The sequence below is a fragment of the Streptomyces sp. NPDC039465 genome (assembly GCF_055639315.1).
Map to the genome: position 1 here is coordinate 220,170 of NZ_JBVKAP010000008.1, position 25,932 is coordinate 246,101.

A 25,932-nucleotide genomic window follows, 5' to 3' on the forward strand; every position below is an offset into this window, starting at 1 on the left:
CGAATCAGGACGCCCCCGGGAGTACACAGATGGATCACAGCGGGCACGGCATGAACATGGACCTGCCGCCGTTCACGCTGGGGCGGGGGCTCGAGTTCTCACCGGACCTGTTCTTCCTGGTCGCCTGTCTCGTGGGGCTCGGTCTGTACGGCTTGGGCGTGGCGCGGCTGCGGCGGCGCGGGGACGCCTGGCCGCTGGGCCGGGTGATCGCGTTCGCGATCGGCGTGCTGAGCATCGCGCTGGTGATGTGCACCAAGCTCAACGACTACGGCATGGTCATGTTCAGCGTGCACATGGTGCAGCACATGATCATCAGCATGGTCTCGCCGATCCTGCTGCTGCTCGGCGCGCCGGTGACGCTGGCGCTGCGCGCGCTGCCGGTGGCGGGCCGCGGCACCAAGGGGCCGCGTGAGCTGCTGCTGATGCTGCTGCACAGCCGCTACCTGCGGATCATCACGCATCCGGCGTTCACCATCCCGATGTTCATCGCGAGCCTTTACGCGCTCTACTTCACACCGCTCTTCGACTTCCTGATGGGGTCGAAGACGGGACACATCGCGATGATGGTGCACTTCCTCATGGTCGGTCTGATCTTCTTCTGGCCGATCATGGGCGTCGACCCGGGCCCGCACCGTCCCGGGTACGTGATGCGGATGCTGGAGCTCTTCGCCGGGATGCCGTTCCACGCCTTCTTCGGTATCGCGCTGATGATGGCCACCGAGCCGATGATCAAGGCGTACGAGAATCCGCCGGCCTCGCTCGGCATCGACGCGCTCTCCGACCAGAACGCGGCGGGCGGTATCGCCTGGGCGTTCAGTGAGATCCCGTCGGTGCTGGTGCTGATCGCGCTGGTCTACCAGTGGTATCGCTCCGAGCAGCGGGTCGCCAAGCGCGCGGACCGGGCCGCCGACCGGGACGGCGACAAGGAGCTGGAGGCGTACAACGCCTACCTCGCGTCGCTCCAGGCGCGCGGCCGGTGATGTCCCGCCAGTAGCGCGCGGCCCCGTCGCGGAGTCACCATGGGCTCGACGGCCGCGTCCGGAGGAGGACAGTGATGTCCGGTTCCACGAAGATCATGGGTGTGATCACCATCTGTGTGCTGGTGATGACCACCGCGTACACGGTGGCGCTCGGCAGCAACGGCTGGCTCTGGTTCGGCCTGGTGGTGCTCGCACTGGTCACGGTCGGTGTGGCGGCGACGAATACGGGTACGGGACCGGGCGCCGGTGGCCGTCCGGGGCGGACCTGACCGGCCCGGCCGAGTCAGGGGGCGCCCGTGTTCTACCAGCTGCTCAAGTACGTCCTTCTGGGGCCGCTGCTGCGGCTGCTGTTCCGGCCCCGGATCGAGGGCCTGGAGCACGTCCCGGAGCAGGGCGCGGCGATCGTCGCCGGGAACCATCTCTCCTTCTCGGACCACTTCCTGATGCCGGTCGTACTCAAGCGGAGGATCACGTTCCTTGCCAAGCAGGAGTACTTCACCGGACCGGGGCTCAAGGGCCGGCTGACGGCCGCGTTCTTCCGCAGCGCGGGGCAGATCCCGGTGGACCGCTCCGGCAAGGAGGCGGGCCGGGCGGCGATCCGGGAGGGGCTCGGGGTGCTCGCCAGGGGTGAGCTGCTGGGCATCTACCCGGAGGGCACCCGTTCGCACGACGGCCGGCTCTACAAGGGCAAGGTCGGGGTCGCGGTGATGGCGCTGACGGCGGGCGTGCCGGTGATTCCGTGCGCGATGGTGGGGACGTTCGAGATCCAGCCGCCGGGCAAGGTGGTGCCGAAGGTCAAGCGGGTCACGATCCGGTTCGGCGCGCCGCTGGACTTCTCCCGGTACGCCGGGATGGAGCACGAGAAGGCCGTGGTCCGCGCGGTGACGGACGAGATCATGTACGAGATCCTGGCGCTGTCCGGGCAGGAGTACGTGGACGACTACGCCGCGAAGGTGAAGGCCGCCGAGGCCGAACAGGCCCGGCAGAACGGAAAGTTCCCGTGGCGGCGACGCTGACGGCGGATCCGCGCTCGGCTGAACGGTCTGGGCGCGGGGGTGGGGCGGGCGTAGCGTCCCGGCCATGACCAGGGGAAACGTGTGTGTTGTCGGAGCGACAGGGCAGATCGGCCGGGCGGCGGTGGCCGCGCTGGCCGCGGATGGCTGGGAGGTGACCGCCGCGTCGCGCGGCGGAGGGCGGGACGAGAGCTGGCCGGACGGGGTGCGTGCGGTGGCGCTCGACCGGGACGAGGAAGGCGCCCTCGCGACGCTGGTCGGTGACGGGTGCGACGTGCTGGTCGACGCGGTGGCGTACGGCGCCGGGCACGCGCGGCAGCTGGGCGCGCTGGCCGGGCGGATCGGTTCCGCGGTGGTGATCTCCAGCGGGGCGGTGTACCGGGACGAGCGGGGGCGCAGCTTCGACACGCAGGACGAGCCGGACGGCTTTCCGCGCTATCCGGTGCCGATCCCGGAGTCGCAGACGACGGTCGAGCCGGGCGGGTCGACGTACGGGACGCGGAAGGTGGCGCTGGAGCGGGAGTTGCTGGCGCTGGGCGAGCGTCTGCCGACGACGCTGCTGCGGGCGGGTGCGATCCATGGGCGGCACTGCCGCTCGCCGCGGGAGCTGTACTTCGTGCGACGGGCGCTGGAGGGGCGTCCGGTGCGGGTGCTGGCGTACGGCGGCCGGTCCCGGTTCCATCCGGTCCATGTCGGCAATCTCGCGGAGCTGATCCGGTTGGCGGCCGAGCGGCCTGGTGCCCGGGTGCTCAACGCGGGCGATCCGGACGTGCCGACGGTCGCGGAGATCTCCGCCGGGGTCGACGCGACCCTCGGGGTGAAGAGCGAGACGGTCCTGGTGGAGGGCGCGCCGCCGCCCGGCGGGGTCGGGCTGACGCCCTGGAGCGGGGTGCATCCGGTCGTCTACGACATGGCGGCCGCGGAGCGGGAGCTCGGGTACCGGCCCGTCACCACCTACGCGGACGCGCTGCCCGCCACGGTGGAATGGCTCGCCGGAACCCTCGCCGGACGGGACTGGCGGGAGGTGTTCCCCAACCTGGTGAAGTACGAGGAGGAGTGGTTCCCGTACGCCGCGGAGGACGCCTGGCTGGCGGAGCGGGGCTGAGCCCGAGCGGCGAGGAGGGGCGGCCGGTGGTGTCCGGCCGCCCCTCCCCCGTGCCGTCGTGCTACGGCTTGGGCGTGGCGTGCGGGGCGCACGTCACATCGGCGCTGTCCACCGCGCCGGTCAGCAGGTAGGCGTCCACCCGCTGGTTGACGCAGGGGTTGGTGACGCCGGTGACGCCGTGCGAGCCGGCGTCCTTCTCGACGATCAGACGCGAGCCCTTGAGGCGCTTGTGCAGCTCGACGGCGCCCTCGTACGGGGTGGCGGCGTCACGCTCGGCCTGCACGATGAGGACCGGCGGCAGGCCCTTGCCGGTCTTCACGTCGACCGGGGTGTGCTGCTTGGCCGGCCAGGTGGCGCACGGCAGGTTCATCCAGGCGTTGGACCAGGTCAGGAAGGGGTTGTCGCGGTGGAGGCGGGTGTTGTCCCGGTCCCACTTCTTCCAGCTGGTGGGCCACTTGGCGTCCGCGCACTCGACGGCGGTGTAGACGGCGTTGCCGTTCTCCGCGCGGATGTTGCCCGCGGTGTCGGTCATGTCCGGGCCCGCCGCGTCGACGAGGGCCTGGGTGTCACCGGCGAGGTACTTGCTCCAGGTCTGGGCGACCGGCACCCAGGAGGAGTCGTAGTAGGGGGCGCCCTGGAAGAAGCCGATGAGCTCGGCCGGGCCGACGACACCGCCGATGGGGTTCTGCTTGGCGGTGGCGCGCAGCTTCAGCCACTGCGCCTCGACCTTCTCGGGGGTGTCGCCGATGTGGAAGGTGGCGTCGTTCTTGGCGACCCACGCCTTCCAGTCGTTCCAGCGCATCTGGAAGGCGACGTCCTGGTCGAGGTTGGCCTGGTACCAGATCTTCTCGCGGGACGGGTTGACGACGCTGTCGACGACCATGCGGCGGACGTGGCCCGGGAAGAGGGTCGCGTAGACCGCGCCGAGGTAGGTGCCGTAGGAGACGCCGAGGAAGTTGAGCTTCTTCTCGCCGAGGGCGGCGCGGACGACGTCCAGGTCGCGGGCGGTGTTCGGGGTCGTCATGTGCGGCAGCATCCAGCCGCTGCGCTCGGCGCAGCCGTCCGCGTACTCGGCGGCGAGCTTGCGCTGGGCGCGCTTGTCGGCCTCGCTGTCCGGGACCGGGTCGAGCTTGGGCGCCTTGACGAACTCCTGCGGGTCGACGCAGGAGATGGGGGTCGAGCGGCCGACACCACGCGGGTCGAAGCCCACGAAGTCGTACGCCTTGGCGGTGTTGACCCAGAGCGGGTTCTTGCCGGTGACCCGGGCCGGGAAGCGCAGACCCGAACCGCCGGGGCCGCCGGGGTTGTAGATGAGGGCGCCCTGGCGCTCGGCCGCGGTGCCGGTGTTGCCGATGCGGTCGACGGCTATGGATATCTGCTTGCCGTTCGGCCGCGCGTAGTCGAGCGGCACGGTCACGAAGCCGCACTGGATCGGCTTGGCGAGGCCCCAGTCGGCCGGGCAGTCGGCCCAGTCGATGCCCTTCTTGGCGGCGCGCTCCGCGGCGATCTTGACGCCGCGCGCCTCTGACGACCCGCTCTGCCGGCTGTCGGCGCCGGCGGTGGGCGCCGCGATCGCGCCCGCGAAGAGCGTGCCCGCCACCACGGCACCGGCCGTGCCGAGCGCTGCTGTTCGTCTCACGTAGATACTCCCCCTGCTGTTCGGTCGAGTCCGAGGGGGATCCTTTCGTCTGACGGGCAGCCACGGCCAGGGAGGACAGGCGTTTCTTTACCGAACCCATAACCGGTACGGGCAGTTCGCTGAGCGGTCAGCCGGTGAGGTCGTCCAGCGCCCGGTCCAGGATCCGCCTCAGCAGACGCGCGTCGGGGGCGAGGGCGGTGACGAGCACGGCGGGGCCGGCGAGCGGGGTGAGGACGGCGGTTTCGCCGAGAAGCCGGGGTTCAGCGGGTTTGTCGATCATGTCCGGGTCGACGAGCAGGAGTTGCCCGACGGCGCGGTGCCCGCCGAGGACCGCCCCGCCGTCCCAGCCCCCTGGCGCGCCCGGCCCGTAGCCGAGCTCCTGGTCGAGCAGCGGCGCTCCGGAGCGGTGGACGGTGAGCCGGGTGGTGAGCGTCCCGGTTTCCTCGCCGTGCCGTCCGAGGATCTGCTCCTCGCGCAGGACGAGCCGTGCGGTGGCGGCGAGCTGGACGGTCGTGCGCATGTACAGCTGGGAGCCGTACGCGGAGATGAGCTGCTCGGGCAGCCAGTGCAGTTCGGCGTCCGCACCGACGGTGAGGCGGACGTCGTAGTGGGCGGGCGCGGGGGTGCGGCCCGGCAGGGCGACGGTGGCCGCGGCCGCGTCGACGAGGAGCCACGCCCCGTCCCGTACGTCGGCCTCCAGGGCCAGCCGGTCGCCGCCGAGAGGGGCGCTCATCGCCCCGACGACGGTGACTCGGGCGCCGGGGCCGGTGGTACGGGTGCGGCGCAGGGCGAGCGGCCCGTCGCTCTCCAGGACGGGCAGGCTCCCGTCCTCGGCCGCGGCGATCCTGGCGGTGGCGGTCAGGCTCATGCGGCCCAGTCGGCGAGGCGTGCGCGGATCCAGTCGGCGACCGGGGCGACGCCGTCCGGGCCGGTGAGGGAGGTGAAGACGACGGGGAGGTCGCCGCGCTGTTCCTTGGCGTCGCGGGCCATCCGCTCCAGGTCGGAGCCGACGTACGGCGCGAGGTCGGTCTTGTTGACGACGAGCAGGTCGGCGGTGGTGACGCCGGGCCCGCCCTTGCGCGGGATGTCGTCGCCGCCGGCCACGTCGATGACGAAGATCTGCGCGTCGACGAGGCCCTTGGAGAAGGTGGCGGTCAGGTTGTCGCCGCCGGACTCGACCAGGATGAGGTCGAGCGGGCCGACGGCGTCCTCCAGGTCCTCGACGGCTTCGAGGTTGGCGGAGATGTCGTCGCGGATGGCGGTGTGCGGGCAGGCGCCGGTCTCCACGGCCTGGATGCGCTCGGGCGGCAGGACGGCGTTGCGCAGCAGGAATTCGGCGTCCTCGCGGGTGTAGATGTCGTTGGTGACGACGGCGATGGAGAGCCGGTCGCGCAGGGCGCGGCAGAGGGCGGCGACGGTGGCGGTCTTGCCGGAGCCGACGGGGCCGCCGAGGCCGACGCGCAGCGCGCGGCGGGTGCCGTCGGGGCGGTGGGCGTCGGCGGACACGGCGGACGGGCCGTCGTGGGAGTCGCTGAGGTGCATGGTTCTCCTGGTGGGTTAGGAGGCGAAGAGGCGGACGGGCCAGGCGGCATGCTGCTCGGCGGTGATGTCGAGCAGGGGCGCCGAGGCGGCGGGCAGGTGGTCGACGCCTTCGCGGGCGGCGGACGCGGCCCGCTCGGCGACCTGGTCCATCTCGGGCGCGAGCCGGGCGAGGACGGCGGTGGCCTCGAACGGGTCCAGGCTGAGGAGGCGTACGGCGGCCGACGCGGGGCCGGACACCGTCTCGTACACGACGCAGTGCGCGGCGTCCTCGGGGCCGAGTCCCGCGGCCCGGGCGGCGACGCCGAGGACGACGGGCTGATGGGCGCCGCGCGGGAACGCGGCCGCCAGCGCGTCGAGTTCGGCACAGGGCCAGGTCGCCCGCGCCGCCCGCATCATCTGCCGGCCGAGCTTGCGGGCCGCGGTGCGCAGGGCGGGCGAGGGCGTGCGGGCGTCGGCGGCCGCGTCGAGCTCGAACGGGTCGTGTGCGAGCGCGGCCGCGGCGGCGAGGGCCGCCGAGGTGAGGCCGGTGGTGTGCAGACGGCCCCGGCAGAACGCGGCGAGGCCGGCGGCGTCGGTGATCCGGCCGGCCTTGACGGCGGCCTCGGCGCCGCCGGAGTGGGCGTGCCCGCCGGCGGGGAAACGCCCGTCGGCGAGCACGAGGAGTGCGGAACGTCTCATCGCGGCCATCGTCAGAAGAGGAAGTACCGCTGGGCCATGGGCAGTTCGACCGCCGGGTCCGGCTCGACGGGAGTGCCGTCGATGGTCACGGTGAACGTGTCGGCGTCGACCTCGACCCGGGGCAGGGCGTCGTTCTCCCGCATGTCGGCCTTGGTGACCCTGCGGGTGCTCGTGATCGGGACGAAGGATTTGCCGAGGCCGAGCCGGTCGGGCAGATCGTCCTCGATCGCCGCGTGCGAGACGAAGTTGAGGGAGTTCGCGGCCGGGGCCCGGCCGAGCGCGCCGAACATCGGCCGGGGCAGTACGGGCTGGGGGGTGGGGATGGAGGCGTTGGCGTCGCCCATCTGCGCGTAGGCGATCTGGCCGCCCTTGAGGACGACCAGCGGCTTCACCCCGAAGAAGGCGGGCTCCCACAGCACCAGGTCCGCGAGCTTCCCCGGCTCGACGGAGCCGACCTCGTGGTCCAGGCCCTGGGCGACGGCCGGGTTGATCGTGTACTTGGCGACGTAGCGGCGCGCACGGCGGTTGTCGGCGCGGCCGTCGCCGGGCAGGGCGCCGCGCCGACGCTTCATGACATGCGCGGTCTGCCAGGTCCGCAGGATCACCTCCCCCACCCGCCCCATCGCCTGGGAGTCGGAGGAGATGATGGAGATGGCTCCGAGGTCGTGGAGGTGGTCCTCGGCGGCGATCGTGGAGGGCCGGATCCGGGACTCGGCGAAGGCCAGGTCCTCGGGGACGGCGGGGTTGAGGTGGTGGCAGACCATCAGCATGTCGAGGTGTTCCTCGATGGTGTTGACGGTGTGCGGCCGGGTTGGGTTGGTGGAGCTGGGCAGTACGTACGGCTCCGAGACCACGGTGATGATGTCCGGGGCGTGCCCGCCGCCCGCGCCCTCGGTGTGGTACGCGTGGATCGTCCGGCCGCCGATCGCGGCGAGGGTGTCGCCGACGAACCCGGCCTCGTTCAGGGTGTCGGTGTGGATGGCGAGCTGGGCACCGGTCTCGTCGCAGACGCCGAGGCAGGCGTCGATGACGGCCGGGGTCGCCCCCCAGTCCTCGTGGATCTTGAAGCCGAGGGCGCCGCCGCGCAGTTGGGAGTGCATGGCCTCGCGGGACATCGTGTTGCCCTTGCCGAGCAGTCCGATGTTGACCGGGTACGCCTCCAGCGCCTCGAACATTCGGGCGAGGTGCCAGGGACCGGGGGTGATGGTGGTGGCCTTGGTGCCTTCGGCGGGTCCGGTGCCGCCGCCGACCAGGGTGGTGATGCCCGAGGCGAGGGCCTCGTCGACGACGGTCGGCGAGATGAAGTGGATGTGGGTGTCGATGCCGCCGGCGGTGAGGATCCGGCCGTTGCCGACGACGACCTCGGTCTCGGGGCCGATGACCAGACCGGGGTGGACCCCGTCCATGGTGTCGGGGTTGCCGGCCTTGCCGAGGGCGGTGATCCGGCCGTCCCGGATGCCGATGTCGGCCTTGACGACACCCCAGTGGTCAAGGACCACGGCGCCGGTGATCACGGTGTCCGGCGCGCCCTCGGCCCGGGTGGTGCGGGACTGGCCCATCGACTCGCGGATCACCTTGCCGCCGCCGAACACCGCCTCGTCGCCCGCGCGGCCGGGGCCGCCGCAGCGGTCCTCCTCGATCTCGACGAGCAGGTCGGTGTCGGCGAGCCGGATCCGGTCCCCGGTGGTGGGGCCGAACAGATCCGCGTACACGGCCCGGTTCAGCTCAGGCATCGAGCGGCCCTCCGGTCTCCCCGCGCAGCCCCGGCACGATCCGGCGGCCGGCCAGGGGGACGAGTTCGACGTCGACGGGGATGCCCGGTTCGAAGCGCACCGCGGTGCCGGCCGCGATGTGGAGCCGCAGGCCGCGGGCGGCGGCGCGGTCGAAGCGGAGGCCGGGGTTGGCCTCGGCGAAGTGGTAGTGGGAGCCGACCTGGACGGGCCGGTCGGCGGCGTTGAGGACAGTGACACGTGTGACCGGACGGCCCGCGTTGAGGGGCACCGGGGTGTCGGCGTAGAGGATCTCTCCGGGGATCATCGGCGGCGCTCCCCGCTCACACGATCGGGTCGTGGACGGTGACGAGCTTGGTGCCGTCCGGGAAGGTGGCCTCGACCTGGACGTCGTGGATCATCTCCGGGATCCCGGTCATGACCTCGTCGCGGGTGAGCACCTTGCGTCCGGAGACCATGAGCTCGGCGACGGTACGGCCGTCCCGCGCGCCCTCCAGGATGTGCGAGGTGATCAAGGCCACGGCCTCGGGATGATTCAGCCGCACCCCGCGCACCCTGCGCTTCTCGGCGACGTCCGCGGCCACATGGATGAGCAGGCGTTCCTGCTCATGCGGGGTCAGTTGCACGCTTCCACCTCACACTCGTCCTCCAGGCGAGAGGCCTGGACGCAGCCGGACCCTACCGATCTTGGACAGGGCTTCGATCGGCTGTGACGGCCCACAGGGTCAGACATTGCACGTTAGGGCGGAAGTTTTTCCGGCTCGTTAACTGGCGCTTTGCGCGTCCATGGCCATCAGGACGCGCCCATGGCCGTCGTCACACGGGCCCACCGGGATCGCGGTGCTTGGCCGCGAGGCCGAAGCGGCCCTGTTCGCCGGGAGCGGACGTCAGCGAGCGGACGGTGGAGACGGAGCTGATCATCTGCTCCTCGGTGTCCTGCCCTGCGCTCTCCAGGCGTTCCAGGTCAGCGGCGGAGACCAGGGCGACGAGCGGTTTGCCGTGGCGGGTCACCACCACGCGCTCGCCGCCGTACACGACGCGGTTGATCAGATCGGCGAGCTCTGCCCGCGCTTGCGTCACCGGAATCTCATAGGCCATGCTCCCATCATAACGGCCTGTACGTCCTGTACATTTTTTACAGAAAGAGGCGTCCCATGCAGCTTCGTCACGTACTTCCCGAGTTCACCGAGCGCGGCAGCTTCGGCACCCGCACTCTCGACCCGTACTCCAAGCTCCTGGAGAACCGGATCGTCTTCCTGGGCACCCCGATCGACGAGGCCTCGGCCAACGATGTGATCGCGCAGCTCCTGCACCTCGAGTACGCCGACCCGGACCGGGACATCTCGCTGTACATCAACTCACCGGGCGGACCGGTCAGCGCCATGTCCGCGATCTACGACACGATGCAGGTCGTCACCTGCGACGTGGAGACCACCTGCCTCGGACAGGCCGCGTCGACGGCCACCGTGCTGCTCGCGGCCGGCGCGCCCGGCAAGCGGCTGGCGCTGCCCGGGGCGCGGGTGGTGGTCGAGCAGCCCTCGACGGGTGAACCGGTCCAGGGCCAGCCGTCCGACCTGGAGATCCAGGCCCGTGAGGTGCTGCGGCTGCGGGACCAGCTCGCCGGGATGCTCACGCGCCACACCGGACAGAGCCGCGAACGGATCGACGCCGACATCGAGCGGGTCTCCATCTTCGACGCGGCGCGGGCCAAGGAGTATGGACTGGTGGACCACGTCATCAGCAGCCGCGGGGCGAGCGGTGCGGGCCGGATCGGCTGAGCGGAGATGGTTCCCGAACTGCCGCCGCTGCCGGCGCTGACGCGCGCGGAGGGGGAGTTCATCGACGCGTATCTCGCGGTGGTGGATCTCCTCGGCCGGATCAATCCGGCGCGTACCGAGCACACCTATGGCGCACTGCGGGCCGCTCAGGCCCTGGTGGGGCGCGCGGCCGCCCTGCGCGACGCACTGACCCTGATGCACGCGCGCGGGGAGATCGAAGTGCATGCGGAGACTTTGGCGCGCGCCCTGCGGGTGCTGGACGGGGAGCGGCGGGCGGGGCGAGTCGCCGTACCTCGTATGCCCGCCAGTTGACAGACACGCGGACTCTGTCCAGAGCCAGTCGTGATCCCCTGTTCGGTGGACCTGATAGGCCGTCCGCTGCGCGGGAGGAGTTGCACAACCCGAGTACACATCTGGCCGAACCGGATGTTCCGCCGCTGGTACAACGCTCATCAAAGCAGTCGGAGGTTACGCGGAAGCGACTTCGTCCACCCGAATGGACCAGTCGTGACGAGACTCACATATCGCCGTCTCGTCTCGGAAATCGGACCAGCCGTGCGTCAAGATCCCTGACGACGACAAGCCCCCGCCACCACGGCGGGGCGGTCCGGGCGGACGCCGAGTCCTGCCGCCGCTCCGGATGTCTGGTCGACAGGAGTGGATCGGCAGGAGTGGAGGACCCGAGCAAGACGGGACGGCCGGACAGTGGGGCTGTTCCTCGGGGTGAAGCCGCGTCAGCGGCCGGGCAACTTCGCCAGCCCGAACCCGACAGGTCATCCTTCACAGGCGGCTGACGAAGGGTTGCGCATGAGCGCGCAGATTCATGTCCCGTTCCCGCTGTCCCGCGCCGGAGCAGTCTCCGCCCTCACCCTCGCCGCCGTCGGCGGCACGCTGCTGGCCCCGGGAGCCGCCCCGGAGGCCCAGGCAGCGTCATTCCACGCCGCGAAGGCGCTGAGCGTCGCCGTGTCCAAGAAGGGCTCGCCGTACCAGTACGGCGCGACGGGCCCGTACCGCTTCGACTGCTCGGGGCTCACGCTCTACTCCTACAAGAAGGCCGGCAAGGCCCTGCCCCGCACCGCCCAGGCCCAGTACAACAGCACCCGGCACATCTCCGCCGCCCACCGCCGCAAGGGAGACCTGGTCTTCTTCCACTCGTGGCGGGGCGTCTACCACGTGGGGATCTACGCCGGTCACGGCAAGATCTGGCACTCACCCAAGACGGGCTCCTGGGTGAAGCTGGACCGGATCTGGACCAACCGCGTCCTGTACGGACGCGTGAACTGACAGAGCGCCAGAGGGGTGGGCCACGCCGGGTCTCCCACTCCGGGGTGGGCCGCCCCCTTCCGGCCGGTGCCCGAGGAGCGATGCCTAGGCGACGGGTGTTCCGGTCAGCTCGGGTCCTGCGGCCACGGTCCAGGGGACGGCGATGCGTACGGTCTTGCCGCCTTCGGCGGTGGGGAGCACGAAGAGGCGGCCGCCGCACTCGGCGATCAGCCAGCGGATGATGGCCATCCCCCGGCCGTTGTCCTGCTGGACGGCGGCGGGCAGGCGTTTGGGCCAGCGCGGATGGCTGTCGGTGACGCCGATGTGGAGCTCCTCGTAGCGTTCGAGGCGCACGTCGACGGTGAAGGTGGGCGACTGTCCGAAGGTGTGCTGGACGGCGTTGGTGGCCAGTTCCGAGACGATGAGCCGGACGGTCTCGGCGACCTCGGCGTCGTCGGGAAGACCCCAGGCGGAGAGCACCTCGGCGACGTATCTGCGGGCGGCGGAGACCGAGGCGGGATCGCTCGGCAGAGTGACGGTTGCTTCCTGGTGGTCTGCCATGGCGACGCTGTCCCTTTCCCACCGGGGCCGGACTCCGACACGGAGCGGATGTTCTGTGAGGTCGGCCGCGGTTTGCGCTTCGCGCCAGAGTGCCACTGATGGTGCTGTCCTGGGTGGCGATCCACCAAGATATGCATATATCTGTCGCTCGATGCGGTGAACTCTGCCACCGGGGACCGTGTCCGGCGGGCACACTGGCCCGTTGGCCACGCGCGGAAGGGAGTCGGTGATGCGGGGCATGCGCCATGGGCCCGCCGTGCGTCGGCGCAAGCTCGGCGAGGAGCTGCGCCGGCTCCGTCTGGACGCGGGGCTGACCAGCGGCGAGGCGGCCGGCCTGGTCGGCTGGCACCAGTCGAAGGTGAGCCGGATCGAGACGGGTGCCAGTGGGGTGGTCACCGCCGATGTGACCCGGCTGCTCGATGCCTACGGGGTGGCCGAACCGCGGCTGCGTGCGCTGCTGGAGGCGCTGGCCGGGGCGGCGGACGGCGGCGGCTCGGGGTGGTGGCACGCCTATCGTGGGGTGATTCCGCCGCAGTACCGCGACTTCATCAGCCTGGAATCGCAGGCCCGGACGGTGCGCACGCTGGAGACGTCGGTGGTGCCGGGGCTGTTGCAGACGCCCGAGTACGCGCGTGCGGTCACGCAGTCGGTGCTGGACGGACTGCCGGCGACGACGGTCGACTCGCTGGTGGAGGTGCGGCTGACGCGGCAGGAGGTGCTGCGGGCCGATCCCCCGCTGGAGTTCAGCGCGGTGCTGGACGAGGCCGTGCTAAGGCGACAGGTGGGCGGCCCTGGGGTGATGCGGGCCCAGTTGCGGAAGTTGGTGGAGTGGGGCGCGCTGCCTCATGTCCGGTTGCAGGTCCTGCCGTTCACCATGGGCGGGTACGTCGGCCTCTCCGGGCCTTTCGTTATCTTCTCCTTTCCGAACATTTCTGATCTGGACGTTGTCGTTCTCGACCACTTGACGAGTAGCCTCTATCTGGAGCGGAATGACGACCTCGACGCGTACAGCGCCGCGTTCCGCGCCATGCAGGAGCACGCCCTTTCGACCGACGATTCGTTGGAACTCATCGCCGGAATCAGTGACGGCGCGTAGGGAGGCACCCCCCGATGTCTGCTTACCTCGCACGACAGCAGAACCCCTCGACCGACGGCTTACAGTGGCGGCGCAGCAGCCGCAGCGTCGGGATGAACAACTGCGTCGAGACGGCCCTTCTCGACGACTCGGCCCTGGCGGTACGGGACTCCAAGGACACCACCAGGCCACCGCTGCGTTTCTCGGCGGCGGCCTGGACCTCGTTCACCAGGTCACTGCTCTGACGGAGCGGTCCGCAGGATCGTGCTGACCGCCGCGCCGATCTGCTCGTCCGTGAGATCGGCGCGCGCGGTCAGCCGCAGCCGGGAGATGCCGTCCGGTACCGACGGGGGACGGAAGCAGCCGACGGCAAGACCCTGTTCGCGGCAGTCCGCCGCCCAGCCCAGCGCCGCCTGCGGCGAGGGCGCCCGCACGGACACCACGGCCGCGTCCGGACGTACGGCACTCAGCCCGGCCTCCGTGAGCAGCCGGTGCAGCGTGGCGGCGACCGTACGGGCCCGGCCGCCCAGCTCCGGTTCGCTCCGCAGCAGCCGCAGGCTCGCCAGCGCGGCGCCCACCGCGGCCGGGGCGAGGCCGGTGTCGAAGATGAACGTACGGGCGGCGTTGACGAGATGGTCGATGACCCGGGCCGGACCGAGGATCGCTCCGCCCTGGCTGCCCAGCGACTTGGAGAGGGTGACGGTCGCGACGACGTCCGCGTCGCCGGCCAGCCCCGCCGCGTGCAGAGCGCCCCGGCCGCCCTGCCCGAGAACCCCGAGACCATGGGCGTCGTCGACGAGGAGTGCGGCGCCGTGCGCGCGGCACGCGGCGGCGAGGGCCGCCAGCGGGGCCGCGTCCCCGTCCACCGAGAAGACCGAGTCGCTCACGCACAGGGCTCGGCGGTCCGGGTGCGCCTCCAGCGTCTTGCGTACGGCCTCCGGGTCGGCGTGCGGCACCACCGCGGTCTCGGCGCGGGAGAGCCGGCAGCCGTCCACGATGGACGCGTGGTTCCCGGCGTCGGAGACGATGAGGCCGCCCGGGCCGCTGAGCGCGGTGAGCGCGGCGAGATTGGCCGCGTAACCGGAGGAGAAGACCAGCGCGGCCTCGAACCCGCAGAAGTCGGCGAGTTCCCGCTCCAGGGCGGCGTGCAGTTCGGTGGAGCCGGTCACCAGACGGGAGCCGGTGGCGCCCGCGCCCCAGCGGCGGGCCGCCGCCGCGGCCGCCTCGGTGATCTCCGGACGGCGGGTCAGCCCGAGGTAGTCGTTGCCCGCGAGGTCCACGAGGTCCGAATCGGCGGCCCGGGGACGGAGCGCACGGACGAGTCCGGCCTCCTCGCGGCGGCGCGCCTCGGCGTCGGTCCAGTCGAATGGAGTCCGGTGCGTGTCCCCGTACATGTGCGGATCCCTTTTGTAGGCAGCGCACAGACCCTAACCGGCCGGGGCCGAGGTCAGAGTGTGGCGATACACACACCTCAAACGGGCTCTGTTGTTGAGTTCCTCCTTTGCCAGGGGGTGCGCCGTAGGAAAAGATCGGCTCTCATGGACCTGCTGAACACGCTGGTGGAGAAGGGGCTGCGGCGCGAGCTGCCGACCCGTGAAGAAGCGCTCGCCGTACTGGCGACCTCCGACGACGATCTGCTCGATGTGGTGGCCGCGGCCGGGAAGGTCCGCCGCCAGTGGTTCGGGCGTCGGGTGAAGCTCAACTACCTGGTCAACCTGAAGTCCGGACTGTGTCCCGAGGACTGCTCCTACTGCTCGCAGCGGCTGGGCTCCAAGGCCGAGATCCTCAAGTACACCTGGCTGAAGCCGGACGAGGCGTCCAAGGCGGCCGCCGCGGGTGTCGCCGGTGGCGCCAAGCGCGTCTGCCTGGTGGCCAGCGGCCGCGGCCCGACCGACCGGGACGTCGACCGGGTCGGCAAGACCATCGAGGCCATCAAGGAGCAGAACGAGGGCGTCGAGGTGTGCGCCTGCCTCGGCCTGCTCTCCGACGGCCAGGCGGAGCGGCTGCGGGAGGCCGGCGCCGACGCGTACAACCACAACCTCAACACGTCCGAGGGGACGTACGGGGACATCACGACCACCCACACCTACGCGGACCGGGTGGACACCGTACAGAAGGCGCACGCGGCGGGCCTCTCCGCCTGCTCCGGGCTGATCGCGGGCATGGGCGAGAGCGACGAGGACCTCGTCGACGTCGTCTACGCGCTGCGCGAGCTGGGCTCGGACTCGGTGCCGGTCAACTTCCTCATCCCCTTCGAGGGCACCCCGCTCGCCAAGGAGTGGAACCTCAGCCCGCAGCGCTGCCTGCGGATCCTCGCGATGGTCCGGTTCGTCTGCCCCGACGTCGAGGTCCGGATCGCCGGCGGCCGTGAGGTGCACCTGCGCTCCATGCAGCCGCTGGCGCTGCACATCGCCAACTCGATCTTCCTGGGCGACTACCTCACCAGCGAGGGCCAGGCCGGCCAGGCCGACCTGGACATGATCGCGGACGCGGGCTTCGAGGTGGAGGGCACGGGCACCCCGACGCTGCCCGCGCACCGCGTGGACGCGGAGCGGGAGGCCGAGGGCTGCGGCACGGGCGGGGGCTGCGGCTCCGGTTCGGTGTGCGGCTCCTCCGAGGCGAGCGGTCCGGCCGAGCCCGCGGCCGCGGCCGAGGTGCCGGAGGCCCGTACGGACCTGGTGGCGGTCCGCCGCCGGGGCGCCGGAACGGACCTGGCCCCCAATGCGTGACCGTTCCCTCGGCCACGACGAGCTGCTCGCCCTGGACCGGGCCCATGTCTGGCATCCGTACGGCCCCATGCCGGGCCGTGCGGAGCCGCTGGTCGTGGAGTCGGCCTCCGGCGTACGGCTGAAGCTCGCCGAACCTGTCCATGGACAGGACGAGTTGATCGACGGCATGTCGTCCTGGTGGTCGGCCGTGCACGGCTACAACCACCCCGTCCTCAACGGGGCCGTGACGGACCAGCTCGGCCGGATGAGCCATGTGATGTTCGGCGGGCTCACCCATGAGCCCGCCGTCAGGCTCGCCGCCCGGCTGGTGGAGATCACCCCGGAGCCGCTGCGCCACGTCTTCCTCAGCGACTCCGGCTCGGTCGCCGTCGAGGTCGCGGTCAAGATGTGCCTGCAGTACTGGCGCTCGATCGGCCGCCCGGCCAAGCAGCGGCTGCTGACCTGGCGCGGCGGCTACCACGGCGACACCTGGCAGCCGATGGCGGTGTGCGACCCCAACGGCGGTATGCACGAGCTGTGGCAGGGCGTGCTGCCCCGGCAGGTCTTCGTGGACGCGCCGCCGGCCGCCTATGAGGAGTCGTACGCGGCGATGCTGCGCACCGAGATCGGACGGCACGCGGACGAGCTCGCGGCCGTCATCGTCGAGCCGGTGGTGCAGGGCGCGGGCGGTATGCGCTTCCACGCCCCGGAGTATCTGCGGGTGCTGCGGGAGGCCTGCGACGAGCACGGCGTGCTGCTGATCTTCGACGAGATCGCCACCGGCTTCGGCCGTACCGGCACGCTCTTCGCCGCGGACCAGGCCGCCGTCTCCCCCGATGTGATGTGCCTGGGCAAGGCGCTGACCGGCGGTTATCTGTCGATGGCGGCGACGCTGTGCACGGCGCGGGTGGCCGACGGCATCTCCCAGGGTGAGGTGCCGGTGCTCGCGCACGGGCCGACCTTCATGGGCAATCCGCTGGCGTCGGCGGTGGCGGACGCCTCGATCGAACTGCTGCTGTCGCAGGACTGGGCGGCGGAGGTCAAGCGCATCGAGGCGGGCCTGCACACCGGTCTCGCGGCGGCGAAGGAGTTGCCGGGGGTCCGTGAGGTGCGGGTGCTCGGCGCCATCGGTGTCGTCCAGCTCGATCACCCGGTGGACATGGCCGCGGCGACCGCCGCGGCGGTGCGCGCGGGCGTGTGGGTGCGGCCCTTCCGCGATCTGATCTACACGATGCCGCCGTATGTGACCAGTGACGAGGACCTGGCGCGGATCTGCGCCGGGGTGTGCGCCGCCGCTGCGGCGGGCTGAGAAACGGGCCGGCCCTCGGCCGGCCGTAGGAAGGACGGGCGGGCGGCCGCCCCCGGAAGGAAACAGGACCATGAGCGTCATCGTCGTCAGCGGCACCGGAACCGAGATCGGCAAGACCGTCGTCACCGCGGCCGTGGCCGCCGTGGCGGCCGCGCGCGGCCGGTCGGTGGCCGTGCTGAAGCCCGCGCAGACCGGCCTCGCTCCGGGCGAGCGCGGGGACGCGGACGAGGCGGTCCGGCTCTCCGGGGCCCGGACCTCCCTCGAACTGGCGCGGTTCCCCGAGCCGTTGGCGCCCGCGACGGCCGCCCGGCGCGCCGCCATGGCGCCCGTCTCCCCGCGGGAGGTCGCCTCGGCGGCCGAGAAGCTGGCCGCCGAGCACGATCTGGTGCTGGTGGAGGGCGCGGGCGGGCTGCTCGTACGGTTCGACGAGGAGGAGGGCACCCTCGCCGACGCGGCGCGGCTGCTCGGCGCGCCGGTCCTGGTGGTCGCGCCGGCCGGGCTCGGCACGCTGAACTCCACCGCGCTGACCGCCGAGGCGCTGCGCGCCCGGGGGCTGACCCAGCTGGGTGTGGTGGTCGGCAGCTGGCCGGACGAGCCGGACCTCGCGGCCCGCTGCAATCTGGCCGACCTGCCGGAGGCGGCCGGAGCTCCGCTGCTGGGGGCCGTGCCGGCAGGCTCGGGGGCGCTGTCACCGGCCGATTTCCGGGCCCGGGCCGGGGATTGGCTGGCGCCGGAGCTGGGCGGCGCCTGGGACGCGGTGGCGTTCCGGGCCGCGGCGGGGGTCTGAGAAGGGGCCGGGTCGCGGGGTCGGACGTACGCTGGTGATCATGCGAGCAAAGGTCGGCGAGATCGTCTTCGACTGCGCCGATCCGGCGGCTCTGGTGCGGTTCTGGGCCGCCCTCCTCGGCGGGGAGCCGGTGGACCGCGGCGGCGACTGGTCGTACGTGGAGCCGCCCGGGTTCGTCCGGATCGCCTTCCAGAAGGTGCCGGAGGGGAAGGCGGTCAAGAACCGCCTCCATCTGGACCTGGAGACGGGCGGGGTGGACGAGGCGGCTGAGGAGGCTGTGCGGCTGGGGGCTGTACGGGTCGGCGGGATCGTCACCGATCCGTACGGCGACTTCCAGGTGCTGCGGGATCCCGAGGGCAACGAGTTCTGTTTCGTGCGCTGATTCCGGGACGTGCGGGGGGAGAATGACCGTATCCGCCGTCGGAGGAGGCTCACGATGCCGTCGCGCCGTAGCGAGGTCCCCCGGGACGCCGTCCACCACCCCCTGTTCGCCCGTTTCTACGCCCGCTTCAGCGTGGCCGCCGACAGCAAGGCCGGGGTCGCGGCCCTGCGTGAGGAGTTGCTGGCCGGGCTCGGCGGCCGGGTCATCGAGGTCGGCGCGGGCAACGGCCTGAACTTCGCCCACTACCCCGCCACCGTCTCCGAGGTGGTCGCCCTCGAACCGGAGCGCCATCTGCGGCAGTTGGCCGTCGACGCGGCGCTGCGCGCGGAGGTCCCGGTCGACGTGGTGCCGGGTGCGGCCGAGGCGATGCCCGTGAAGAGCGAGGCCTTCGACGCGGTGGTCGCCTCGCTGGTGCTGTGCACCGTCCGGGATCTGCCACGCGCGCTGAGAGAGATGTGGCGGGTCCTCAAGCCCGGCGGTGAGCTGCGGTTCTTCGAGCATGGAGTGGCGCCGGGACGGGCGATGGCGACCACCCAGCGGGCTCTGGACCGCACGGTGTGGCCGCTGCTGTTCGGCGGCTGCCACACGGCCCGTGATCCGCTGGCCGCGATCGGAGCGGCCGGGTTCGAGGTCACCTCCTACCGCGCGCTCCGCGTCCCGGAGAACGGCCCGCCCACGCCCACGTCGTCCTGTGTCCTCGGGGTGGCCCGCCGTCCCCCGGAGCCGGCGCGGGGGTGAGGGTCAGCGGCTCCACCGGCGCAGCTCGCCGGCGATGGACCGCACGTCCGCCCTGCCGTCCTTCACCAGCCGGGCGAGGTCGCGGACCCGCTCGGGCGAGGTGACCACGTTCAGGCCGGAGGCGACGAGATAGCCGTAGGCGACGGCGCAGGCGAACATCGCGTTGGAGTGCTCAAGCGCCGGTACGTGCAGGAGCAGTTGCAGCAGGGCGGCGCCGCGCGCGTACGGATCGTCGTAGACGGGGATGCCGAAGATCTCCGCCTCGTGCCGGCCCACGGCGGCGACGAGCGCGCCCCAGTCGTTGACCTGGGGGTCGCCGGGGATCTGATGCTCGGCGACCATGAGCAGCCAGGCGAGGTCGATGGAGAGCGTCATACGGCCGCGGCCGCCGTCACCGCGCGTCCGGGCCGGAGCCGAGGCGGCTCTCGGCGAACTCCTCGGCGAACACCGCCTCGTACTGCTTCATGAAATCGGCCGCGGCCTCCACGAAGGCCCGGCCCGCCTCGCCCGCGTCCTGCTGGACGAGCTCCTCGATATAGCGGTTGACGCTCACACCGCGCTGCTGCGCCCGCCTGCGGGCGGCTTCGGCGGTGGTCTCGTCCACGCGCACGTTCAACTGTGTCTTCGCCACCCTTCCAAGCTAGCGCCGAAACGCTAGTGTGGACAACTCCCGATCGGAGGAGGGTTCATGGACGTCATGGACAGGCCGTTACGGTTCGGAGTGAACATGGTCACGCCCGCCGGGGGCGGGGAGTGGTGCGCCCGGTGCGAGCGAGCCGAGGAGCTGGGCTTCGACGTCATCAACGTGCCGGACCATCTGGGGATGCCCGCGCCGTTCCCGGCGCTGGTGGCCGCGGCGGCGGCCACCCGGCGCCCACGGGTCGGCACGTTCGTACTGAACGCGGCGTTCTGGAATCCGGCGCTGCTGGCCCGGGAGATCGCGACCACCGCCGCGCTGACCGAGGGCCGGCTGGAGATAGGGCTCGGCACCGGCTATGTGCGGGAGGAGCACGAGCGGGCCGGGATCGAGTTCCTGCCGCCGGGCCGGCGGGTCGATCGGCTGCGCCGGACGGTGGAGGAGCTGACCGCGCTCCTGGCCGGGGAGGAGCACCGGCCGCCGCTGCTGATCGGCGGCAACGGCGACCGGGTGCTGCGGCTGGCGGCGGAGCACGCCGACATCGCCGCGTTCGCGGGCGGCCGGCAGCAGGACGGTGTGTTCACCCTCTGCTCCCCGGCCGAGCTGGACGAGCGGGTAGCCGCATACCACCGCTTCGCCGCCGGCCGGGCCGCCCCCGCCGAGCTGAATCTGCTGCTCCAGATCGTCCAGGTCACCGACGACCGGGCCGGGGCCGTCAAGGAGCTGTTGCCGTACGTGCCGCAGCTGACCGAGGCGCAGGTGCTGGAGTTGCCGGTGGTGGCCGTGGGCACCGTCGAGGAGATCGCCGACCAGCTGCTCGGGCAGCGCGAGCGGTACGGCTTCACCTACTTCACGGTCCTCGATCCGGCGATGGAGGCCTTCGGACCGGTCGTCGCCGAGGTACGGGAGCGCGAGCGGCGGGCCAGGGAGGGCGGCGGGCGCTAGGCGGCCTGTCCGCAGGGCGAAACGGTTTCGACGGGCGGGGCCGGCCGGTGGTGGGATGGCGGAGGGGCGATGCCGCACACCGGCCGACCCGCCCCTGCCCACCCCCGCACCCCCCTTTGCCCATCCTTTACCATGGGTGAACCAATTTCTCTCTTCGAAAGGTGTGAGCGTCCGCCCATGGGCGAGCCTCCCAGTACCCGACATCGCGCACCCCTCCTCCCCCTGACGGATCATGGGACGGAGGTGAACCGATGACCGAAGTGCTTCTGCTCGCCGTGGCGGTACTGCTCTCCCTTGCCTGCGGTGCCTTCGTCGCGGCCGAGTTCTCCCTCACGACGGTCGAGCGCAGCGAGCTCGAACGGGCCGTCGAGCGGGGTGAGCGCGGGGCCGCCGGCGCCCTCAAGGCCGTACGGTCCCTCACCTTCCAGCTGTCCGGCGCACAGCTCGGCATCACCGTCACCAACCTGGTCGTCGGCATGCTCGCCGAGTCCTCGATCGCCAAGCTCATCCGCGGCCCGGTCGAGGCCGTCGGGCTCTCCCCCTCGGTCGCCTCGTCGGTGGCGCTGGTCATCGGTACGGCCCTGTCGACCGTGGTGCTGATGGTCGTCGGCGAGCTGGTCCCGAAGAACTGGGCGATCTCCTCGCCGCTGGCCGTCGCCAAGGTGGTGGCCACACCGCAGCGGATCTTCACCGCCGCCTTCAAGCCGCTGATCAGCCACCTCAACAACACCGCGAACCGGATCGTGCACCGGCTCGGGCTCCAGCCCGCAGAGGAGCTGGCGTCCGCCCGCAGCCCGCAGGAGCTGGTGGCGCTGGCCCGGCACTCCGCCAAGGAGGGCGCGCTGGCGGCCGACACGGCCGAACTGTTCGTACGGACCCTGAACCTCGCCGAGCTGACCGCGGAGAACGTGATGACGCCCCGCGTGCAGGTCACCGCGCTCGAGGTGTCGGCCACCGCCGAGGACGTCGCCAACGCCACCCGCGCCACCGGCCTGTCCCGCTTCCCCGTCTACCGGGGCAGCCTGGACACCGTCGTCGGCACCGCCCACATCAAGGACGTGCTGGCGATACCGGCCGACGAGCGGCGCCTCAAGCGCGTCTCCGAGCTGCTGCGCGAGCCGCTGCTCGTGCCCGAGACCCTGACCGTGGACCGGCTCCTGGACCGGCTCTCGGGCCGGCGGACCATGGCCGTCGTCATCGACGAGTACGGCGGCACGGCCGGTGTCGTCACCCTGGAGGACATCGTCGAGGAGGTCGTCGGCGAGGTCCGCGACGAGCACGACCCGCACGAGACCCCCGACCTCGCCCCCGCGGGCAAGGGCCCGGACGGCCGTGCCCTGTGGTCGGCGGACGGCGCCGCCCGAACGGACCAGCTGGCCGCCATCGGCCTGCGGGTGCCGGACGGGCCGTACGAGACCCTCGCCGGGCTCGTCGCCACCGAGCTCGGGCGCATCCCGCAGGTCGGGGACCGCGTCGAGCTGACCGGCTGGCTCTTGGACGTGGTGGACGCGTCCGGCCGCCGCGCCGCCCGGGTACTGCTGCACGCCCCGCCGCCCCACCGCGAGGGGACCGAGGGATCCAAGGGGGCCCGCCGATGACCGCGATCCAGCTTCTGATCGGCTTTCTGACGCTGGTCGTCAACGCCTTCTTCGTCGGCGCCGAGTTCGCCATGATCTCGGTCCGGCGCAGCCAGATCGAACCCCACGCGGAGTCCGGCGACCGGCGCGCCCGCAGCGTCATCTGGGGCCTTGAACACGTCTCCGCCCTGCTCGCGGCGGCGCAGCTCGGCATCACGCTGTGCACCCTGGTGCTCGGCATCGTCGCCGAGCCGGCCATCGCGCATCTGCTGGAGCCGGTCTTCGACGCCGTCGGTGTGCCGCACGGTCTGGTCCATCCGATCTCGTTCGTGATCGCGCTGGCCCTCGCGACCTATCTGCACATGCTGCTCGGCGAGATGGTCCCCAAGAACATCGCGCTGGCCGAGCCGACCCGCACGGCGCTGCTGCTGGGCCCGCCGCTGGTGGCGCTCGCCCGCGCGCTGCGCCCGGTGATCTTCACGATCAACGCCTTCGCCAACCTGCTGCTCAAGCTGCTCAGGGTGGAGACGAGGGACGAGGTGTCGGCGACGTTCTCGGACGACGAGCTCGCCCGGATGGTGACGGACGCGGGGGACGCCGGCCTGCTCGACGACCGTGCCACCGAGCGGCTGCACGACGCCCTGGAGCTGGGCCGACGGCCGGTACGGGACGTGGTGATGCCCGTGGCGAAGGTGGTCCACGCGCGCGTGGACACCACGCCGGAGGAGCTGGAGCGGCTCTCCGCCGAGTCGGGCTTCTCCCGCTTCCCGGTCGTCGACGACGACCGCCGGATCCTCGGCTACCTCCATGTGAAGGACGCCCTGGACGTGACGCCCCGCGAGCTGCCGTTCCCGGTCTCGGCGCTGCGGCCGATCGCCCGCGTGCGGGCCTCGACACCGCTGGACGACGTCCTGACGGCGATGCGGCGCAGCCGTACGCACCTGGCCGCCGTCATCGACGAGGAGGGCGACGGCCGCCTCGCCGGCCTGGTCACGATGGAGGACGTCCTGCGCGAGCTGGTCGGCCGCCCCGCCGCGTAAGGCGACCGGAGCCGCCCTCCGGAACCGGCGGGCGGCTCCATACCGCGCGGTATGATCGGCTCCGCCATGGAGACGAATGCCACATACACCAGTCTGGTCGCCGTCGGGGACAGCTTCACCGAAGGCATGTCGGACCTGCTGCCCGACGGGTCCTACCGCGGCTGGGCGGACCTGCTCGCCGGACGGCTCGCGGCCCGTACCCCCGGCTTCCGCTACGCCAACCTCGCCGTACGCGGCAAGCTCATCGGCCAGATCGTCGACGAGCAGGTGGACCGCGCGGCGTCCATGGGGGCGGATGTGGTGACCCTCGTCGGCGGCCTCAACGACACCCTGCGACCGAAGTGCGACATGGGGCGGGTGCGCGGCCTCCTGGAGGAGGCCGTGGAGAAGCTCGCGCCGTCGTGCGAGCGGCTGGTCCTGATGCGCAGCCCCGGCCGGCGCGGGCCGGTGATGGAGCGTTTCCGGCCGCGCATGGAGGAGCTGTTCTCCTTCGTCGACGAGCTGGCGTCCCGGCACGGGGCGGCCGTGGTGGACCTGTACGGCGCCACCGCGCTCGGCGATCCGCGGCTGTGGGACGCGGACCGGCTGCATCTGACCGGCGAGGGGCACCGCCGGGTGGCCGAGGCCGTGTGGCAGACGCTCGGCCTGGCCCCCGAGCACGACTGGCGCGCCACGCTGCCCCCGGCCGTCCCGGCCGGGTGGATGACCCGGCGCGTGGACGATGTACGGTTCGCCAGGCAGCACCTGGGGCCGTGGATCGGGCGCCGCCTGACGGGCCGCTCGTCCGGCGACGGACGCCCGGCGAAGCGGCTGGAACTGCTTCCGTACGAGGAGCGGCCGGCCGAGGACGCGCGACCGCTCTGGGAGCGCACGCCGCACACGACCGCTCTCGTAGTAAGCACCAAACCGGACCGTGGCGCTGGCCTGCAGAAACCGACAGTAGAATCTGGTCACGTGACAGTTGCTGCGAAGCCCCGCATCCCCAACGTCCTGGCCGGCCGCTACGCCTCCGCGGAGCTCGCCGTCCTCTGGTCCCCCGAGCAGAAGGTGAAGCTCGAGCGCCAACTGTGGCTCGCCGTGCTGCGTGCCCAGAAGGACCTCGGGATCGAGGTGCCGGACGCGGCCCTCGCCGATTACGAGCGCGTCCTCGACACGGTCGACCTGGCCTCGATCGCCGAGCGCGAGAAGGTCACGCGGCACGACGTGAAGGCGCGCATCGAGGAGTTCAACGCGCTCGCGGGCCATGAGCACGTCCACAAGGGCATGACCTCCCGTGACCTGACCGAGAACGTCGAGCAGCTGCAGATCCGGCTCTCCCTGGAGCTGATGCGGGACCGTACGGTCGCCGTCCTCGCGCGTCTGGGCAAGCTCTCCGCCGAGTACGCCGAGCTGGTCATGGCCGGCCGCTCGCACAATGTCGCCGCGCAGGCCACCACTCTCGGCAAGCGGTTCGCGACCGGCGCCGACGAGCTGCTGGCCGCGTACGCGCGCCTGGAGGACCTGCTGTCGCGCTACCCGCTGCGCGGCATCAAGGGCCCGGTCGGCACCGCCCAGGACATGCTGGACCTGCTCGGCGGCGACGCCGGCAAGCTGGCCGATCTGGAGCAGCGCATCGCCGGACACCTCGGCTTCGCGCACGCCTTCACCTCGGTCGGCCAGGTCTACCCCCGCTCCCTCGACTACGACGTGGTGACCACGCTGGTGCAGCTCGCCGCCGCGCCGTCGTCGCTGGCGAAGACGGTCCGCCTGATGGCCGGCCACGAGCTGGTCACGGAGGGCTTCAAGCCCGGCCAGGTCGGCTCGTCCGCCATGCCGCACAAGATGAACACCCGCTCCTGCGAGCGCGTCAACGGCCTCATGGTCATCCTGCGCGGCTACGCCTCGATGACCGGCGAGCTGGCGGGCGACCAGTGGAACGAGGGCGACGTCTCCTGCTCGGTGGTACGGCGCGTGGCCCTGCCGGACGCGTTCTTCGCGTTCGACGGCCTGCTGGAGACCTTCCTGACGGTCCTCGACGAGTTCGGCGCGTTCCCGGCGGTCGTCGCCCGTGAGCTCGACCGCTACCTGCCGTTCCTCGCCACCACGAAGGTCCTCATGGGCGCCGTGCGCGCCGGGGTCGGCCGCGAGGTCGCCCACGAGGCCATCAAGGAGCACGCCGTCGCCTCGGCGCTCGCCATGCGCGAGCAGGGTGCCGAGCGCAATGAACTGCTGGACAAGCTGGCCGCCGACGAGCGGATCCCGCTGGACCGGGCGCAGCTCGACGCGCTGATGGCGGACAAGCTGTCCTTCACGGGCGCCGCGGCCGACCAGGTCGCCGTCGTGGTCTCCCGGATCGAGGAGATTGCCAAGCAGCACCCGGAGGCGGCCGCGTACACGCCGGGGTCGATCCTCTGACCCGCCCCCCGCGCCCGACCGCCGCGGACCTCGAGGCCGCTCGTGACCGCG

The 25,932-nt window shown here is 71.9% G+C and carries 30 protein-coding genes, 1 pseudogene and 1 riboswitch; of the genes and pseudogenes, 19 read left to right on the forward strand and 12 right to left on the reverse strand.

What is annotated here, in order from left to right:
• Window positions 1-29 precede the first annotated feature (29 nt).
• From ACZ7LT_RS26150 to ACZ7LT_RS26165, 4 genes are all read left to right on the forward strand, one after another.
• Window positions 30-980 carry a cytochrome c oxidase assembly protein gene (locus tag ACZ7LT_RS26150; protein WP_471238529.1) on the forward strand — a complete coding sequence of 317 codons (951 nt, stop codon included), beginning with the start codon at window positions 30-32 and terminating at the stop codon, window positions 978-980.
• 74 nt (window positions 981-1,054) lie between these two features.
• Entirely contained in the window at window positions 1,055-1,249 is a 195-nt protein-coding gene (locus ACZ7LT_RS26155; RefSeq protein WP_471238530.1) for a hypothetical protein, read from the forward strand.
• 27 nt (window positions 1,250-1,276) lie between these two features.
• Complete coding sequence (locus ACZ7LT_RS26160) at window positions 1,277-1,996, forward strand: lysophospholipid acyltransferase family protein (RefSeq protein ID WP_471238531.1); 720 nt, start codon at window positions 1,277-1,279, stop codon at window positions 1,994-1,996.
• Between the two features lie 64 nt (window positions 1,997-2,060).
• Window positions 2,061-3,098 (forward strand): NAD-dependent epimerase/dehydratase family protein, encoded by a 1,038-nt coding sequence (locus tag ACZ7LT_RS26165; RefSeq protein WP_471238532.1) that lies wholly within the window; start codon window positions 2,061-2,063, stop codon window positions 3,096-3,098.
• A gap of 61 nt (window positions 3,099-3,159) precedes the next feature.
• Here the strand turns inward: ACZ7LT_RS26165 and ACZ7LT_RS26170 are convergent, their stop codons facing one another.
• The 8 genes from ACZ7LT_RS26170 to ACZ7LT_RS26205 form a co-directional block, all read right to left on the reverse strand.
• Window positions 3,160-4,737, reverse strand: coding sequence for an alpha/beta hydrolase (locus ACZ7LT_RS26170; RefSeq protein ID WP_471238533.1), 1,578 nt, complete (start codon window positions 4,735-4,737; stop codon window positions 3,160-3,162).
• A gap of 127 nt (window positions 4,738-4,864) precedes the next feature.
• Entirely contained in the window at window positions 4,865-5,605 is a 741-nt protein-coding gene (locus ACZ7LT_RS26175) for an urease accessory protein UreD (RefSeq protein ID WP_471238534.1), read from the reverse strand.
• Window positions 5,602-6,279, reverse strand: coding sequence for an urease accessory protein UreG (gene ureG / locus ACZ7LT_RS26180; protein ID WP_471238535.1), 678 nt, complete (start codon window positions 6,277-6,279; stop codon window positions 5,602-5,604). The genes ACZ7LT_RS26175 and ureG overlap by 4 nt, the downstream gene beginning before the upstream one ends.
• A 15-nt stretch (window positions 6,280-6,294) precedes the next feature.
• A complete protein-coding gene (locus ACZ7LT_RS26185; protein WP_471238536.1) occupies window positions 6,295-6,957 on the reverse strand; it encodes an urease accessory protein UreF in 663 nt (220 codons plus the stop codon).
• Between the two features lie 11 nt (window positions 6,958-6,968).
• A complete protein-coding gene (locus ACZ7LT_RS26190) occupies window positions 6,969-8,690 on the reverse strand; it encodes an urease subunit alpha (RefSeq protein ID WP_471238537.1) in 1,722 nt (573 codons plus the stop codon).
• Window positions 8,683-8,994 (reverse strand): urease subunit beta, encoded by a 312-nt coding sequence (locus ACZ7LT_RS26195; RefSeq protein WP_471238538.1) that lies wholly within the window; start codon window positions 8,992-8,994, stop codon window positions 8,683-8,685. Before ACZ7LT_RS26195 ends, ACZ7LT_RS26190 begins: the two co-directional genes overlap by 8 nt.
• Before the next feature lie 16 nt (window positions 8,995-9,010).
• A complete protein-coding gene (locus ACZ7LT_RS26200) occupies window positions 9,011-9,313 on the reverse strand; it encodes an urease subunit gamma (RefSeq protein WP_471238539.1) in 303 nt (100 codons plus the stop codon).
• A 190-nt stretch (window positions 9,314-9,503) separates the two neighbouring features.
• Entirely contained in the window at window positions 9,504-9,785 is a 282-nt protein-coding gene (locus ACZ7LT_RS26205) for a type II toxin-antitoxin system Phd/YefM family antitoxin (protein ID WP_471238540.1), read from the reverse strand.
• A 56-nt stretch (window positions 9,786-9,841) separates the two neighbouring features.
• On the opposite strand from ACZ7LT_RS26205, the gene ACZ7LT_RS26210 reads away from it, so the two are divergent.
• From ACZ7LT_RS26210 to ACZ7LT_RS26220, 3 genes are all read left to right on the forward strand, one after another.
• On the forward strand, window positions 9,842-10,465 hold the full coding sequence (locus tag ACZ7LT_RS26210) for an ATP-dependent Clp protease proteolytic subunit (RefSeq protein WP_471238541.1): 624 nt from the start codon (window positions 9,842-9,844) through the stop codon (window positions 10,463-10,465).
• Between the two features lie 6 nt (window positions 10,466-10,471).
• Complete coding sequence (locus ACZ7LT_RS26215) at window positions 10,472-10,777, forward strand: hypothetical protein (protein ID WP_471238542.1); 306 nt, start codon at window positions 10,472-10,474, stop codon at window positions 10,775-10,777.
• Between the two features lie 374 nt (window positions 10,778-11,151).
• Window positions 11,152-11,269: riboswitch (cyclic di-AMP (ydaO/yuaA leader) on the forward strand.
• Window positions 11,270-11,272: 3 nt separating this feature from the next.
• Window positions 11,273-11,749, forward strand: a complete 477-nt coding sequence (locus tag ACZ7LT_RS26220) for a C40 family peptidase (protein WP_471238543.1) — start codon at window positions 11,273-11,275, stop codon at window positions 11,747-11,749.
• A gap of 84 nt (window positions 11,750-11,833) precedes the next feature.
• Here ACZ7LT_RS26220 and ACZ7LT_RS26225 read toward each other — a convergent pair whose 3' ends face one another.
• Entirely contained in the window at window positions 11,834-12,289 is a 456-nt protein-coding gene (locus tag ACZ7LT_RS26225; RefSeq protein WP_471238544.1) for an ATP-binding protein, read from the reverse strand.
• Between the two features lie 238 nt (window positions 12,290-12,527).
• Between ACZ7LT_RS26225 and ACZ7LT_RS26230 the strand changes: the two genes are divergently transcribed.
• Window positions 12,528-13,385, forward strand: coding sequence for a helix-turn-helix domain-containing protein (locus ACZ7LT_RS26230; protein ID WP_471238653.1), 858 nt, complete (start codon window positions 12,528-12,530; stop codon window positions 13,383-13,385).
• A gap of 14 nt (window positions 13,386-13,399) precedes the next feature.
• On the forward strand, window positions 13,400-13,609 hold the full coding sequence (locus tag ACZ7LT_RS26235) for a DUF397 domain-containing protein (RefSeq protein WP_471238545.1): 210 nt from the start codon (window positions 13,400-13,402) through the stop codon (window positions 13,607-13,609).
• On the opposite strand, the gene ACZ7LT_RS26240 is transcribed toward ACZ7LT_RS26235, so the two are convergent.
• The gene (locus ACZ7LT_RS26240; protein ID WP_471238546.1) at window positions 13,598-14,758 is read right to left on the reverse strand and encodes an 8-amino-7-oxononanoate synthase; all 1,161 of its coding nucleotides are present in this window, start codon (window positions 14,756-14,758) and stop codon (window positions 13,598-13,600) included. The genes ACZ7LT_RS26235 and ACZ7LT_RS26240 overlap by 12 nt on opposite strands.
• Window positions 14,759-14,902: 144 nt before the next feature.
• On the opposite strand from ACZ7LT_RS26240, the gene bioB reads away from it, so the two are divergent.
• From bioB to ACZ7LT_RS26265, 5 genes are all read left to right on the forward strand, one after another.
• Window positions 14,903-16,093 carry a biotin synthase BioB gene (bioB, locus tag ACZ7LT_RS26245; protein ID WP_471238547.1) on the forward strand — a complete coding sequence of 397 codons (1,191 nt, stop codon included), beginning with the start codon at window positions 14,903-14,905 and terminating at the stop codon, window positions 16,091-16,093.
• Complete coding sequence (locus ACZ7LT_RS26250) at window positions 16,086-17,381, forward strand: adenosylmethionine--8-amino-7-oxononanoate transaminase (protein ID WP_471238548.1); 1,296 nt, start codon at window positions 16,086-16,088, stop codon at window positions 17,379-17,381. Before bioB ends, ACZ7LT_RS26250 begins: the two co-directional genes overlap by 8 nt.
• A 70-nt stretch (window positions 17,382-17,451) precedes the next feature.
• Entirely contained in the window at window positions 17,452-18,168 is a 717-nt protein-coding gene (gene bioD, locus ACZ7LT_RS26255; protein ID WP_471238549.1) for a dethiobiotin synthase, read from the forward strand.
• A gap of 40 nt (window positions 18,169-18,208) precedes the next feature.
• Window positions 18,209-18,550, forward strand: a complete 342-nt coding sequence (locus ACZ7LT_RS26260; protein ID WP_471238550.1) for a VOC family protein — start codon at window positions 18,209-18,211, stop codon at window positions 18,548-18,550.
• A 54-nt stretch (window positions 18,551-18,604) separates the two neighbouring features.
• On the forward strand, window positions 18,605-19,288 hold the full coding sequence (locus ACZ7LT_RS26265) for a class I SAM-dependent methyltransferase (RefSeq protein ID WP_471238551.1): 684 nt from the start codon (window positions 18,605-18,607) through the stop codon (window positions 19,286-19,288).
• 3 nt (window positions 19,289-19,291) lie between these two features.
• Here the strand turns inward: ACZ7LT_RS26265 and ACZ7LT_RS26270 are convergent, their stop codons facing one another.
• Together ACZ7LT_RS26270 and ACZ7LT_RS26275 are read right to left on the reverse strand one after the other, a co-directional pair.
• Window positions 19,292-19,663, reverse strand: a complete 372-nt coding sequence (locus ACZ7LT_RS26270) for a fic family toxin-antitoxin system, toxin component (protein WP_471238552.1) — start codon at window positions 19,661-19,663, stop codon at window positions 19,292-19,294.
• A 16-nt stretch (window positions 19,664-19,679) separates the two neighbouring features.
• Window positions 19,680-19,919 carry a toxin-antitoxin system HicB family antitoxin gene (locus tag ACZ7LT_RS26275; protein ID WP_471238553.1) on the reverse strand — a complete coding sequence of 80 codons (240 nt, stop codon included), beginning with the start codon at window positions 19,917-19,919 and terminating at the stop codon, window positions 19,680-19,682.
• Between the two features lie 66 nt (window positions 19,920-19,985).
• On the opposite strand from ACZ7LT_RS26275, the gene ACZ7LT_RS26280 reads away from it, so the two are divergent.
• The 5 genes and pseudogenes from ACZ7LT_RS26280 (at window position 19,986) to purB (ending at window position 25,881) form a co-directional block, all read left to right on the forward strand.
• The gene (locus ACZ7LT_RS26280; RefSeq protein ID WP_471238654.1) at window positions 19,986-20,870 is read left to right on the forward strand and encodes a TIGR03621 family F420-dependent LLM class oxidoreductase; all 885 of its coding nucleotides are present in this window, start codon (window positions 19,986-19,988) and stop codon (window positions 20,868-20,870) included.
• Between the two features lie 251 nt (window positions 20,871-21,121).
• Window positions 21,122-22,468 (forward strand): hemolysin family protein, encoded by a 1,347-nt coding sequence (locus ACZ7LT_RS26285; RefSeq protein ID WP_471238554.1) that lies wholly within the window; start codon window positions 21,122-21,124, stop codon window positions 22,466-22,468.
• A complete protein-coding gene (locus ACZ7LT_RS26290; RefSeq protein ID WP_471238555.1) occupies window positions 22,465-23,487 on the forward strand; it encodes a hemolysin family protein in 1,023 nt (340 codons plus the stop codon). The genes ACZ7LT_RS26285 and ACZ7LT_RS26290 overlap by 4 nt, the downstream gene beginning before the upstream one ends.
• A 66-nt stretch (window positions 23,488-23,553) precedes the next feature.
• Window positions 23,554-24,318 (forward strand): annotated as a pseudogene (locus ACZ7LT_RS26295) (SGNH/GDSL hydrolase family protein); the annotation flags it as partial.
• Between the two features lie 123 nt (window positions 24,319-24,441).
• A complete protein-coding gene (gene purB / locus ACZ7LT_RS26300) occupies window positions 24,442-25,881 on the forward strand; it encodes an adenylosuccinate lyase (protein WP_471238655.1) in 1,440 nt (479 codons plus the stop codon).
• Window positions 25,882-25,932: the final 51 nt, after the last annotated feature.